12 protein-coding genes and 1 riboswitch are annotated in these 12,981 nt (G+C 61.9%); of the genes, 8 read left to right on the top strand and 4 right to left on the bottom strand.

The window, feature by feature from the left end:
* Window positions 1–12: 12 nt before the first annotated feature.
* Window positions 13–975 (bottom strand): isopenicillin N synthase family dioxygenase, encoded by a 963-nt coding sequence (locus R4P64_RS18330; protein WP_317822108.1) that lies wholly within the window; start codon window positions 973–975, stop codon window positions 13–15.
* A complete protein-coding gene (locus R4P64_RS18325; RefSeq protein WP_317822107.1) occupies window positions 972–2,414 on the bottom strand; it encodes a purine-cytosine permease family protein in 1,443 nt (480 codons plus the stop codon). The genes R4P64_RS18330 and R4P64_RS18325 overlap by 4 nt, the downstream gene beginning before the upstream one ends.
* Window positions 2,415–2,519: 105 nt before the next feature.
* On the opposite strand from R4P64_RS18325, the gene R4P64_RS18320 reads away from it, so the two are divergent.
* Window positions 2,520–3,137, top strand: coding sequence for a helix-turn-helix domain-containing protein (locus tag R4P64_RS18320; RefSeq protein ID WP_033234034.1), 618 nt, complete (start codon window positions 2,520–2,522; stop codon window positions 3,135–3,137).
* Window positions 3,138–3,327: 190 nt separating this feature from the next.
* Here the strand turns inward: R4P64_RS18320 and R4P64_RS18315 are convergent, their stop codons facing one another.
* Window positions 3,328–4,416 carry an FAD-dependent oxidoreductase gene (locus tag R4P64_RS18315; RefSeq protein ID WP_317822106.1) on the bottom strand — a complete coding sequence of 363 codons (1,089 nt, stop codon included), beginning with the start codon at window positions 4,414–4,416 and terminating at the stop codon, window positions 3,328–3,330.
* Window positions 4,417–4,463: 47 nt separating this feature from the next.
* The gene (locus tag R4P64_RS18310; RefSeq protein WP_317822104.1) at window positions 4,464–5,009 is read right to left on the bottom strand and encodes a CGNR zinc finger domain-containing protein; all 546 of its coding nucleotides are present in this window, start codon (window positions 5,007–5,009) and stop codon (window positions 4,464–4,466) included.
* Window positions 5,010–5,077: 68 nt separating this feature from the next.
* Between R4P64_RS18310 and R4P64_RS18305 the strand changes: the two genes are divergently transcribed.
* The 7 genes from R4P64_RS18305 to metE all read left to right on the top strand — a co-directional run bounded on the left by R4P64_RS18305 (window position 5,078) and on the right by metE (window position 12,878).
* Window positions 5,078–6,025 (top strand): EamA family transporter, encoded by a 948-nt coding sequence (locus tag R4P64_RS18305; RefSeq protein ID WP_033234031.1) that lies wholly within the window; start codon window positions 5,078–5,080, stop codon window positions 6,023–6,025.
* Between the two features lie 45 nt (window positions 6,026–6,070).
* Complete coding sequence (locus R4P64_RS18300) at window positions 6,071–7,009, top strand: ABC transporter ATP-binding protein (protein ID WP_317540704.1); 939 nt, start codon at window positions 6,071–6,073, stop codon at window positions 7,007–7,009.
* Entirely contained in the window at window positions 7,009–7,782 is a 774-nt protein-coding gene (locus R4P64_RS18295; RefSeq protein ID WP_092806503.1) for an ABC transporter permease, read from the top strand. The genes R4P64_RS18300 and R4P64_RS18295 overlap by 1 nt, the downstream gene beginning before the upstream one ends.
* Before the next feature lie 36 nt (window positions 7,783–7,818).
* Window positions 7,819–8,907 carry a histidine kinase gene (locus R4P64_RS18290; RefSeq protein WP_317540703.1) on the top strand — a complete coding sequence of 363 codons (1,089 nt, stop codon included), beginning with the start codon at window positions 7,819–7,821 and terminating at the stop codon, window positions 8,905–8,907.
* Entirely contained in the window at window positions 8,904–9,512 is a 609-nt protein-coding gene (locus R4P64_RS18285; RefSeq protein ID WP_033234027.1) for a response regulator transcription factor, read from the top strand. The genes R4P64_RS18290 and R4P64_RS18285 overlap by 4 nt, the downstream gene beginning before the upstream one ends.
* Before the next feature lie 216 nt (window positions 9,513–9,728).
* A complete protein-coding gene (locus tag R4P64_RS18280; RefSeq protein ID WP_045068905.1) occupies window positions 9,729–10,160 on the top strand; it encodes a helix-turn-helix domain-containing protein in 432 nt (143 codons plus the stop codon).
* 116 nt (window positions 10,161–10,276) lie between these two features.
* A riboswitch (cobalamin riboswitch) is annotated at window positions 10,277–10,478 on the top strand.
* A gap of 135 nt (window positions 10,479–10,613) precedes the next feature.
* Window positions 10,614–12,878 (top strand): 5-methyltetrahydropteroyltriglutamate--homocysteine S-methyltransferase, encoded by a 2,265-nt coding sequence (metE, locus tag R4P64_RS18275; protein ID WP_317822100.1) that lies wholly within the window; start codon window positions 10,614–10,616, stop codon window positions 12,876–12,878.
* Window positions 12,879–12,981 lie beyond the last annotated feature (103 nt).

Raw genomic sequence — 12,981 nt, 5'->3', positions numbered from 1 at the left:
TCTGGGCGTTCGTCAGATGGTGATCGCGGAATACCGGGCGCGAAGGTAGTCCGCAGTCGTGACGGGCTGGTAGGCGTGCGCTCGTCCGATCGGCGGACCGAAAGACTCGATCACCGCATCGTGATTGGCTTCGAAGAAGAAGATCAACGAGATCAACTCCTCGTTGGGGTCGTGCGCGGACGGAGGCAATACCCGGTGCCTGGTCGAGCGCCACCGATCGCCCGTCCAACGAGCCATCAGATCACCGATGTTGATGGTGAAGGCATCATCGACGAACGGTGCATTCACCCAGCTGCCGTCACCGGTATCGACCTGGAGCCCGCCGTAGCCTGCTTGACGGTCGAGTATGGTGATGACCCCGAAATCGGTATGCGGCGCGATCCGGTATTGGCCGTCGATTGCAATCCCGGTCTCGGCCATCGCCGGGTATCGATTGAGGTTGAACGAATGTGGTGCGCGGTCGGTCCAAGAGGTGAACCAGTCGGGATCGAGATTCAGTGCCGAAGCGAAGACGGTCAGCAATTCTGCTGCCAGGGAACGCATCTGCTCGGTGTACGTCGCACACAGCCGCTCGAACTCCGGCACTTCGGTCGGCCAGACATTGGGCGCGAACCATTCGTTATCGACCACGGGGTCACCGGTGGAGTAGTCGTCCCAGCCGTTCGTGTAGGTCTCCTTGAGGTCGGCTGGACCCGGAGTCTCTTCGACGAAAGCGTTGGCTTCGGCACCCGAGGGGATCCACCCCCGCCCACCGACGTGGGTCCGGTATCGATGTTTGGTCGCCGGGCCGCTGGTGAAGAACGCCGATCCGGCGGCCCGAATCTGCGCGCGGAGTTCAGGATCGATTCCATGGCCCGAGATCAACAGGAATCCGGACCCTTGCAGGGCCTGGTCGACACGTTCGCTCAGCTTCGCACGCTGCAAGGAGGATCCGGTGCGCCACTGTTCGAGATCGACGAGGGGAATGGTGTTCATGCGCTGAGCCTTTCGGTGACTGTGCTCTCGTTACGGGTTGATGTGCGTGCCAGCGCCCAGTAGGTCAGCGCCCCGACCACCAGGCCGGCTGGCACACTGAGGTCGGCGCCGTCGAATGCCTTGGAGATGGGGCCGGTGAAGACCGTGGTGTTGATGCAGAGCAATGCCGCGATCATGCCGGCGACCTGGGCAGTGACGCCGGCCGGATTGAAGCCGAGAACCCGGCGATACCGGCCGCCGTCATCGGATAGTGACGCTATGTCGTACCGGCCCGAGCGCAGGAAATAGTCGACGACCATGATCGCCGCCCACGGTGCGAACCAGACGATCATGAAGAGCAGGAAGTTCCCAAGCAATGTGTTGAAGTCGCCGGAGAACGTCACGACGATCGCGACGATCGCGCAGACAACGGCATCGACGACGACGGCTTGCCAACGACTGATTCGAATACCCATCGCCTGCAGTGTCATTCCCGAGGAATAGAGGTTGATCGCATTGAGCGCGGTGAGCTGTAGCAGGACCACAAGAAGATAGGGAGTCAGGAACCACGACGGCAGAGCCGACGGTAGTCCGCTGATGGGATCGACGGCGTCTGGGACTGCAGTGGCGACGGCCGCACCCAGCAGCATCAGCAGGGTTTGCGGCAGAGCGCCTCCGATCGCGGTGCCCACCACCAGGCGAACGCGACTGGTTGACTCGGGCAGATATCGGGCATAGTCGGCGGCGTTCGGTGTCCATCCCAGACCGCTTCCTGACGCCGCCACCGCGACACCGGCGAAGAACAAGGCTGTGCCACCGGAGGCCGTGCCCGTCTGGACATCCACGGAGTCGAACACGAGCACAACCAGCACCGCGAACAGCACAGTGAACGGGATCAACAGGATTCGAATCGCCTTCATGATCACCGACAGGCCGAAGATAGGCAGAATGCTCTGCGTAACCGCCAGGCCCAAGATGACGACGACCTCGAGCGGAGTGCCCAAATCGATCCCGGCCTGACCGAGGACAACCGACGTAGCCAGAAACATCAACACCAGATCGAGTGACTCGTAACCGATCTGCATTATCCAGTTGCAGAATGCGATCGGTCGATTTCCGTTGCGCCCGAAGGGAGCGCGGCTCGCGGCGAACGTGGTGGTGCCGGCAGCCGGCCCGGGCAGCGAACACAAACCGGTGATGATCCATGTCGCGTTACCGATCAGAATCGCTGCGACTGCTTGCCAGAGGTTCAGACCGAGTAATACGAGGAGGGCGCCGAAGACGATGCCGGTGACGTTCATCATCGCGCCGCTCCACATCAGCGCCACCGATCGCACCGAGCCATGGCGTTCACTCGCCGGCACATGGTCGATGCCTCGTTGCTCGATCGTGAATCGCGAAGATCCGGCTTCCGATGGAGACTCACTACTAACGGGTTGATCGGTGGAGTGAACGGACATCTTTAGACTCCATACTGAAGTGGAAGTGACGAAGCGATAGCTGACAACTATCAAAATGGGCCATGAGTATTTCCTGCAGCTATACTGGGTGTTACGGAGTTGTTAATGACGCAGACCACCGACGATGAGACCGAGTTGGCTGTGGCGATCGGTGCCGCGGTGCGGACTCGGCGAGAGGCCGCAGGGCTCTCGATGAGGGCACTGGCCTCTAGCGCCGGCATCAGCCAACCGTTCCTGAGCCATGTGGAGCGCGGGTTGAGCATGCCCTCGATGGTCACGATCTACCGTCTTGCCACAGTCCTTAACGTCGCCCCCGGAGAGCTCATGCCCAGCCCCTTGGGCTCACCGAGCCGAGTAGCGATCGTCCGCGCCGGAAGCGGTAGCCCCGTGCCGGTGTCGAGCAGGCCCGATGCGGCCATCGGCCACGCGTTGTTGTTCGACCGCAACACGAGTTTGGAAGTTACCGAGTACAGACTCGAACCCGAGGTTCACATCTCTGAATGGTTCCAGTCGAGCGGGCTCGCGGCGGTCTACCTGATCAGCGGAAGCCTTGAAGTGGAGGTCGAAGGCGAAGGTTCGTGGCAGCTCGAGGCGGGCGACTTCATACGGCATGACGCCGACCTTCGGCATCGCTGGTTACTCGTCGACAAAAAGCCCGCACATGCACTTCTCATCCTCAACCACGCCGTTGCGCCGGGCACTCAACAACGCTTTGGTGGTTAATTGCCGGTCCGGACACGAGAATTCGCCAAGCCACTGACCATCCAGAAGGCGAACGGCCAAACCAACACGGAGTACACCTACGGGGACGATCCGTCACCGCACAAAGCCCCGTCTGCGACCACGCAGGATCCGGGCAGTTCATCAGTGGCGGCATGAGCAAAGGGCACAGCTGGGGTCCGACAATGGTGTTTTACATCATGTGTCGAGTGCTGAAGTTCGATCCCAGACCTCGAAGAAACACCTCGGTGGGAAGAGCTCGCAGTACCAGGTCGCGAGCGCGCGTAGCGCCGACGCCGCGAGTGAGGATTGTTCGGGCGGATTGACGCGAACGCTTTTGAAGGCGATGCGTTCTCTTGGTGCGCAGATAGTCGTAGGTCGCCAAGTCATGAGCATGAGCGCTGAGCGCGACAGCATCCTCGAGAGCCTGGCATGCACCCTGACCGAGATGCGGCCCCATCGCGTGCGCGGCATCACCCACGAGCACAACGCTGTCTCGAACAAAGGACGGTAGCGCTGGAAGATCTCTGATGTCGTGGCGAAGAATCCGCTCCGGCACAACTGCAGAGATGAGCTCAGGGACAGGTGACGGCCAGTGAAGAAAATCATCCAACGACGGGTCCGGGGCGCCCTTGGACAGCCGTGCTGCAGCAAAAACGTACAACCGCCCGTTCCCCAGCGGAACGATGCCGAATTCTCCTCCTGCGCCGAGGATCCCACCCACGTCAACACTGCCGCAGTCATCAACGATCCACCTCCACGCGCGAACCCCCAGCGACTGCGGCACCGGATACTCAGGGAACATCGTTCGCCGCGTCAGGCTGTCGATTCCGTCGGCGCCGACGATCAGATCGAACTCTTCGAAGCGATCACCACAACGAATCGCGCCACCCACATCGATCCCTGTGACTGCACCGCCGAGCCGTAAGGTCACCGATTCGGGAAGCGCTGTGTGGAGAACATCGACCAGATCGCCGCGGTGCATGGCGACAAAATTGCCGTGCAGCGCACGGAATCTCTCCTCACTCGTCCGCATCAACCACCGACCCTGGCGATTGCGTATTCCGCCCACCCAACCTGGGGCGGCTCTGCTCCGGATCTCATCGCCCACTCCAAGGTGATCGAGTGCGGCAAGTGCGTTCGGCCACAACGTGATTCCGGCGCCCACCTCGGTAAGAACCGGCGCTTGCTCGAACACCGTGACCGACCAGCCTGCATTCGCAAGCGCCAGCGCCGTTGCCAGGCCCCCGATACCGCCTCCGATAATTCCCGCTGTATGCATCGTCGATCCCTTCAGATTCGATTAGCACGGTTCTCCGGATACACCTGTCAGCCAAAGGATTTTCGCGCACGATATGCCGCGACATTAGCCCGGTTCCCACAGTTTCCGGTGTCGCAGTACCGCTTTGATCGGTTACGCGACAGATCCACGAATACTGCGTCACAATCAGGAGCGGTACACCACTGCAGACGCGAGAACTCCCCAGTGCGGATCAGATCGAGCACACCCATCGCCGCTTCGGCGGCCATCCGATCGACGAGGGGCGCATCGTCCGCCGTGACGTGCAGATGCCACCCGAGATCGTCGTGCCGGGCGAGTCTCGGCTGCGCTCCCGATTCGGCCAGCAGCGTGTTCACCACCGCGACGGCGTCGTCCACTTCGGTCACTTCCCAGAACTGTCGCAGACGTGGACGTAGCGTCCGCACCGCATCGAGTTCGCTCTGCGTGCCGTCGCGTCGCCCGGTCCACTTGTCCGCATCGAGAAATCGAGTCAGTTCTTCCTGATCAGGCAGAAGTTCGCCGCCTCCTCGAGCAGTGTTCACCAACGACGCAGCGAAGACGAGCGCCGATTCCGTGTCATCAGCAAAATTCACTTTGACTCCTGAGCATTGTCAACCTAGTGTCATCATCGTAATCGCTTTTACTCCTGACGGGTGACGACGTGAACTCTCGCAACGGCTTGATCTTCGCTCTACTGTCCGCTGCGACATTCGGCGTCTCCGGCCCCTTCGCCAAATCTCTCATCGAATCCGGTTGGTCGCCGGGAGGCGCGGTGTTCGCGCGCGTTGCCGGCGGCGCACTCGTGATGATGGTGATTGCACTGGGAACCCAGTGGCGTCGTATGCGGCAAGTGACGGCCCACACGCGAACGGTACTACTGTACGGAGTGTTCGCAATATCCGGAGTGCAGTTGTGTTTCTTCAATGCGGTGCAACATCTTTCGGTCGGCGTGGCGCTCCTTCTCGAATACCTGGCCCCCATCATCGTCATTGGATGGGTGTGGATCACCAAGGGCGCACGACCGAGCGTGCAGACGCTTCTGGGAGCAGCGATCGCCCTGGTAGGCGCGGCCGTGGTCATCGATGTCTTCGGCTCGGCAGAGATCAGTGCCGTCGGCGTCGCTTGGGGACTGGCAGCAGCTGCCTGTCTCGCAGTGTATTTCGTAATTTCCGAACGGGCCGACGGCGATCTGCACCCTGTTGTGCTCGCAGCGTCCGGGCTGACTGTCAGCGCAGTGCTCATCGGACTACTCGGAGTGATCGGCGCACTCCCCCTTGCATTCTCGTCGTCGAACACCGTCGTGGCAGGCCATTCTGTGGGAGTGTGGCTGCCGATAGTGATTCTGGTCGTCGTCAGTACCGTCATCGCCTATCTCACCGGCATCGCCGCGATCACGTTGTTGGGACCCACAATCGGGTCGCTCGTAGCCCTCACCGAGGTCCTGTGCGCAGTGATCGCAGCCTGGATACTTGTCGGCGAATCCATCACCGTCATCCAAGGCATCGGCGGCGCAGCGATTATCGTCGGCCTGGTACTCGCCCGCCTCGGCCAGCAGCCACCGAAACCCGCGACTGCCAAACCAATGACAAATGTCATGGCCGAAGAATGACGGATCGACGAGGGCTCCCCTGCCGAAAACCGGCAGATTCGAGGTATGACCTCAGCACAGGCACTGCATCCACCCGTTGACGGACGAGCACACGACGCCATTCGATTGACCGGACTTCACAAGCGCTTCGGCGATGTGGGCGCAGTCAACGGCATCGACCTGAGTATTCGCCCCGGTGAAATAGTGGCGTTTCTCGGCCCGAACGGCGCCGGAAAAACCACCACCATCGACTTGATTCTCGGCCTGTCGAAGCCGACATCCGGTGACGTGAGCGTCTTCGGGATGGCGCCGCGCGCAGCGATAGCCCGCGGACTGGTCTCCGCGGTCATGCAGAGCGGCGGACTACTCAAAGAACTGACAGTTGCCGAGACGGTGCAACTGACGGCGAGTCTGTACGCGCACCCTCGCCCCGTCTACGAAGTCCTGCGCCGCGCCGGAATCCTCGACATCGCCGGCCGACTCGTCAGCAAGTGCTCCGGCGGGCAACAGCAGCGCCTGAGATTTGCGATGGCCCTCCTGTCGGACCCGAGACTTCTCATCCTCGACGAACCGACCACCGGCATGGATGTCGAAGGGCGCCGGGACTTCTGGTCGGCCATCCGAGCCGACGCGGATCAAGGGCGCACCGTTCTGTTTGCGACGCACTACCTCGAAGAAGCCGACGTCTACGCCGACCGCATCATTCTGGTCCGGCAAGGAACAATCGTGGCCGACGGAACCACCGCCGAGGTCAAGGCCATGGCGTCCGGACGAACCCTGCACGCAAGGGTTCCTGGCCTGACCGACGAACTTCTACGCGCTATACCGCACTCGGATGCCGTCGAACTGCGCGGCGAGGCACTGACGGTGCACTCAGGCAACACCGATGCTGTCGCGCGGTTCCTCCTGAACAACACAGCGGCCCGCGATCTCGAAATCGTCTCGCGCGGACTCGAAGACGCCTTCATCGCACTCACGTCGAACAACTCCGAAGGACAGAAGTGATGACCACTGCAACAGAACGAACCGTCGTACCACTGGGCGGGTTCAACACGACCTTGCTGCGTTTGGAACTGCGTCGCCTGACCCGTAATCGGCGCACGATGCTCTTCACACTTGTCATGCCGGTGGTCTTCTACCTGGTCTTCGGGTTGGGGCAAAGCGACGACGCTCATGACATCGGGCACGGCAACGTCGCGGCGTACATCATGATCAGCATGGCGTTGTACGGCGCGATGCTCGCAACCACCAGCGGCGGCGCGATGGTGTCGATCGAGCGAGCATCCGGGTGGAGCAGACAACTTCGGCTGACACCGTTGACTCCGGTCGCCTACATCGCCGTCAAATTGATCATGGCCATGCTGCTCGGTCTCGCGTCGATCCTCGTTGTCTATGTTGTCGGCTCGTTCACCTCTGCTCAGATGGACGGATCATTGTGGTTCACAACGGCATTGATCGCTTGGCTCGGATCGTCGATCTTCGCGGCCTTCGGCCTGTTCATGGGATACCTGCTGCCGAGTGAGAACGTCATGCAACTGCTCGGTCCCGGCCTCGCACTGCTGGCATTCGGCGGCGGCCTGTTTGTTCCGCTCCAGGATGGTTCGGTGTGGGCGACCATCGCTCAATTCACTCCGATGTTCGGCATCAACGCGCTGGCGCACGCGCCGCTGACCGGCAATAGCGTCCACTGGACGTGGATCGTCAATATTCTGGTGTGGTTCGCCGTCTTCGCTGCCGGAGCGATCTGGCGGTTCCAACAAGATACGGAGCGTGTGTAGTTGTCGGAGACCACTCGCCCAATCGATTCCGCCGCGATGCCGCGACGGAATCGTTTCGGCATTCTGTTTGCCGCCGTGTGGATGATTTTTCTCGGTGGTCCCCTCATCGAGGGATGGAACCTTCGCGACGAATTACGCGGCTGGGCAGGGATTCTTGCGACGCTTACCTTCAGCGCTCTCTACCTCTACACCTTTGCCCGGGTACAGCAGCGCCGTCTCACCCTCAGCGGGGAACCGACAGTTCGCCGCGCGGTACTCACGTTGGCCGGTCTGACTGCACTCGCTGCTGTGATCATCGTCAGTGTCGGGCCGACCGGTCTCGCAACTGCGCCCTACCTCGCGGTCACGGCCGTCACAATGCTTCCGACCGTGGCCGGCGGCATTCTCACCTTGGCCATTGCCGCTTCGGTGGAAATCGTCAGCGTCAGCGCCGGATGGGGAAACTATTCGGGCCTGTCACTCGGAGTGTGCGCCGCCGCGTTTGCCACGTGGGGCGTCATGTCCCTCATCAGACGCAATATTGCGATGGTCCACGAACGAGAAGAACAGGAACTGCGTGCCGTCATGGAAGAACGCGCTCGAATGGCGCGCGATCTCCATGACATCCTCGGACATTCGCTCACCGTCATCACCGTCAAAGCCGAACTGGCCAACCGATTGTTGGACGTCGACGTCGAGCGAGCTCGCAGTGAACTCGACGATCTCGAACGGCTTTCCCGAGACGCTTTGGCTGATGTGCGCTCGGCCGTGGACGGCTTTCGAACCATCTCACTTCCCGTCGAGATCGCCCGTGCCCGGGAGGCTCTCCGTGCCGCCGGCATCGAAGACCATTCCCCGAACAGTACCGAAATGGTCCCACGCCACTTGCGGGAGTTGTTTGCCTGGACCGTTCGGGAAGGCGTCACCAACGTCGTACGTCACAGCGCCGCAACACAATGCACTATAACCATCGACGAGAAGAGCGTCGAAATTGTCGACGACGGGATCTCCGGCGAGAATACGACGATCGGCAACGGGTTGACCGGACTGCGTGAACGCGCCGCAGCGGCGGGAGCCCGTCTGACCATCAACAGCGCCGCGCACCAGGGCTTTTCACTGCAGGTCCATGAACAGGAGAACACGTGAGCATTCGGCTACTACTTGCCGACGACCAGGCATTGGTTCGCGGCGCCCTGGCGGCGCTCCTCGATCTCGAAACCGATCTGACCGTGGTCGCGGAAGTTGGTCGAGGCGACGAGGTTGTTGCGGCAGCTATGGAACACCGCCCCGACGTTGCGCTACTGGACGTGGAGATGCCGGGGATGGACGGGATCGCTGCCACGTCGGCGTTGCTGGAAGCGCTCCCACAGACACGCGTGCTGATCGTGACAACCTTCGGGCGGCCAGGATTTCTTCGCAAGGCGATGCACGCCGGGGCCACCGGTTTTGTCGTCAAGGACACCCCGGCGCGGCAACTCGCCGACGCGGTGCGACGTGTCCATGCGGGGTTGCGCGTCGTAGATCCCACGTTGGCGGCAGACAGCCTTGTCAGCGGCGAATCTCCGCTGACCGACCGCGAAACCGAAGTACTGCGCGCCGCGAAGGCCGGCGCACCCGTTGCAGCTATCGCCGCCGAGCTATTCCTGTCAGCCGGCACCGTTCGCAATCACCTGTCGTCCGCGATGGGGAAGACCGGTGGTGCAACGCGCGGAGAATCTGCCCGAATCGCCGAATCCAACGGTTGGTTATAAGAAGAGCAGGGTCCCCACATAGAGTCCCGTATCCGGCAATTCCGTCGCAATTAATGCCAATCCCTCTCCCGCCTGCAGTTCTGACCCAAATCTTCACGTATCCTGTTACCTGGTTCCACAGCAACACGTTGCGGAACCAAGTAGCGGAGTACCGACCCACCTTTGGTTACCTACCAGTTATCAGATGGTTGAGCGGACAACACAGGGGGAAGGCTCATGGCGAGATTCAGCCAACGATTGAATGCGCTGTTCGAGTCCGCCCCCAATCACGTCACCAACGCCATGGTTGTGCGCAGCATGACCGAAGACGGTTGTCGCATCTCGACTCCCTACTTGTCGCAACTCCGCACGGGTGTCCGAACCAATCCCTCACCCGAAGTTGTCTCCGCCCTCGCCCGATTCTTCGAAGTGACTCCGGACTATTTTTTCAACCCCGACCAAGAAGTGCCATTTCTTGCAAGCGGCGATTCCGACCATATTCTGCTCGCACAGCTTCACAATGATCGCCTACGCAATCTCACGTCCCGGGTCGTCGACCTTTCTCCGGCATCACAGGCCCTGCTTGTCGAAATGGCAGAAAATCTCCGATCATCGGAAAATCTTCCCCGCGTCCCTCCCGACTCCAACTCGTACTCGTGGCGCGCCTAGCCCGTCGACAGAAGGCATACAGGCACTCCTTTTCCTGCTCCGACGCTCGTGGCCCTATGCTGGGCAACGCAGCTGGTTCGCCCGGCGCGGTCATGAGGAGCCCCGAAGACCGTTCCTGGCGTCGAAGCTCCGTCAGCCCAGGCTGACGGAGTGAGAGGGAACCCGGTGAAAATCCGGGACTGTCCCGCAGCGGTAAGCAGGAACGACCGCCGTCTACATGCACTGGGCATCTTGCCTGGGAAGCGACGGCCAGTAGGTTCGATCACCACGATCGAGAGCCCGCGAGTCCGAAGACCTGCCGACTGTGTCGGGCACGCCGTGCCCGACGGTCCACCGCCTCGTGGAATGGGCGCGTAGATCTCGAGAAGTGGTCGCATGTTTGATCGCGGCCTCATGAGGTGTACCCGTCTGCCGGCAGTGGCCATCAGTGCAATGGCAATCTGGAGAAACTCCGTGACAACAACATTCACCGCGACCGTGCTGGGCTCTCCGCGCATCGGTCCTCATCGCGAACTCAAGCGGGCCATCGAAAGCTACTGGGCGGGGCGTATCGACGCCGACGCCTTGGCGCGAGTAGCTCGTGACCTCCGTCGGCAGGGCTTGGCCGACCTTCGTGACCAGGGTCTCGACTCCATCCCGGTCAACACTTTTTCCTTCTACGACCAGATGCTCGACACGGCAGTGCTTCTCGGGGCGTTGCCCGAGCGGGTCGCCTCCGTCGCCGATCCGTTGGACCGCTATTTTGCGGCCGCACGCGGCACCGACACCATTGCCCCGCTCGAGATGACGAAGTGGTTCGATACCAATTACCACTATCTGGTCCCCGAGATTTCACCGTCGACGACTTTCGCGCTCGACGCCTCCAAGGTGCTCGGCGAACTGGCGGAAGCACTCGCCGACGGAATTCCCGCTCGCCCGGTTGTTATCGGACCCGTCACGTTCCTTCTCCTCTCGAAGGCTGTCGGAACAGAAGAACCTCTTCTGACGCGGATCGATGAACTGGTTCCGCTGTACGCGGACCTTCTCGGCAAGCTCGCCGAAGCCGGGGCCACGTGGGTACAGATCGACGAACCGGCGCTCGTCGGCGACCGCACCGACGAGGAGATCGAGGCCGCGCGGTCGCTCTACGAACAGCTTTCGTTGTTGTCGAACCGACCGGCAATTTTGCTGGCGTCATACTTCGGCTCGTTGGGCGATGCACTGCCCGCCCTGGCGTCCACCGCAGTCGACGGTTTTGCGGTCGACCTTGTCGCAGGAAATGATTCGATAGGTTCCGTCACAGACCTCGCCCGAAAATTGGTAGTCGCCGGAGTTGTCGACGGTCGCAACATCTGGCGAACGGACCTGGATTCGGCGCTGTCCACGCTTGGCGGGCTGCTCGGCAGCGTCGAGAGGCTTGCCGTCTCCACGTCGTGCTCACTCCTGCACGTTCCGTACTCGCTCTCGCAGGAACCTGATCTCGACAAAGCCCTTCGCTCCTGGCTTGCATTCGGCGCCGAAAAGGTGCGGGAAGTGGCAACACTTGCCACCGCACTGACCCAGGGTCGCGAATCCGTCGAGGACGAATTCGGCCTCGCTCGCGCCGCCGCGTCGACTCGCAGGGACGACAAGCGACTCAACGACGCACGCGTGCGTGGGCGTCTTGAATCCGTGCTGAATTCGGCGACCAGCCGCGCACCGGCAGCAGAGCGCCGTAAAGCTCAGGCCGAATTGCTGTCGCTTCCTCCCCTTCCGACCACCACTATCGGTTCGTACCCGCAGACATCCAAGATTCGGGTGGCTCGTGCGGCATTGCGCAAGGGCGAGATCGACGGAGGCGAATACATCTCGCGCATGCGCGCCGAGATCGCGGATGTGGTTGCGCTCCAAGAGAAGTTGGACCTGGACGTGCTCGTGCACGGAGAACCCGAACGCAACGACATGGTCCAGTACTTCGCCGAACAGCTCGAGGGATTCTTCGCGACCGCGAACGGTTGGGTGCAGTCGTACGGAACGCGCTGTGTACGTCCGCCGATCCTTTACGGCGATGTCTCCCGGCCGAAGCCGATGACAGTCGACTGGATCACCTACGCGCAGTCACTGACCGACAAGCCGGTCAAGGGGATGCTCACGGGACCGGTCACGATTCTGGCGTGGTCGTTCGTGCGTGACGATCAGCCACTTGCCGACTCCGCCAATCAGGTTGCACTGGCGATTCGGGACGAAACCGTCGACCTGCAGGCTGCCGGCATCGGCATCATCCAGGTAGACGAGCCCGCACTTCGTGAGCTGCTCCCGTTGCGAGCCGCCGATCAGTCGGCATACCTGGACTGGTCGGTCGGGTCGTTCCGACTGGCAACGTCGGGCGTCGCGGATTCCACGGCGATCCACACCCATCTCTGCTACTCGGAGTTCGGTGCCGTGATCGGCGCGATCGCGGGACTGGATGCCGATGTCACCTCGATCGAGGCGGCCCGCTCACACATGGAGGTTTTGGACGACCTCAGCGCCGTCGGGTTCGACCTTGGCGTCGGCCCCGGCGTGTACGACATTCACTCTCCGCGGGTGCCGAGCGTCGACGAGATTGCCGGCTCGCTGCGTGAAGCACTCGAGGCTGTCCCGGTGGAACGGTTGTGGGTCAATCCTGACTGCGGCTTGAAGACACGAGGTCCGGTCGAGGTAGAAGCGTCGCTGCGTAACCTCGTCGAGGCGGCAAAGCTGGTGCGAGCGGAATTGTAGGGGGCTCCGCCCCCCCCCCCCCCCCCCGGGGGGGGGGGGGGGGGGGGGGGGGGGGGGGGGGGGGGGGGGGGGGGGGGGGGGGGGGGGGGGGGGGGGGGGGGGG

Origin of the sequence: Rhodococcus sp. IEGM 1366, assembly GCF_033142425.1 — a bacterium.
GTDB lineage: Bacteria > Actinomycetota > Actinomycetes > Mycobacteriales > Mycobacteriaceae > Rhodococcus_F > Rhodococcus_F globerula.
Note: the sequence above shows the minus strand (reverse complement) of the source record. Positions and strands in the feature narration are given on the sequence as shown.

What these genes read in the sequence shown, in the direction of transcription:
- R4P64_RS18330 (WP_317822108.1), bottom strand. Translation starts at nt 975, where the DNA reads ATGAACACCATTCCCCTCGTCGATCTCGAACAGTGGCGCACCGGATCC.
- R4P64_RS18325 (WP_317822107.1), bottom strand. Translation starts at nt 2,414, where the DNA reads ATGTCCGTTCACTCCACCGATCAACCCGTTAGTAGTGAGTCTCCATCG.
- R4P64_RS18320 (WP_033234034.1), top strand. Translation starts at nt 2,520, where the DNA reads ATGACGCAGACCACCGACGATGAGACCGAGTTGGCTGTGGCGATCGGT.
- R4P64_RS18315 (WP_317822106.1), bottom strand. Translation starts at nt 4,416, where the DNA reads ATGCATACAGCGGGAATTATCGGAGGCGGTATCGGGGGCCTGGCAACG.
- R4P64_RS18300 (WP_317540704.1), top strand. Translation starts at nt 6,071, where the DNA reads ATGACCTCAGCACAGGCACTGCATCCACCCGTTGACGGACGAGCACAC.
- R4P64_RS18295 (WP_092806503.1), top strand. Translation starts at nt 7,009, where the DNA reads ATGACCACTGCAACAGAACGAACCGTCGTACCACTGGGCGGGTTCAAC.
- R4P64_RS18290 (WP_317540703.1), top strand. Translation starts at nt 7,819, where the DNA reads ATGCCGCGACGGAATCGTTTCGGCATTCTGTTTGCCGCCGTGTGGATG.
- R4P64_RS18280 (WP_045068905.1), top strand. Translation starts at nt 9,729, where the DNA reads ATGGCGAGATTCAGCCAACGATTGAATGCGCTGTTCGAGTCCGCCCCC.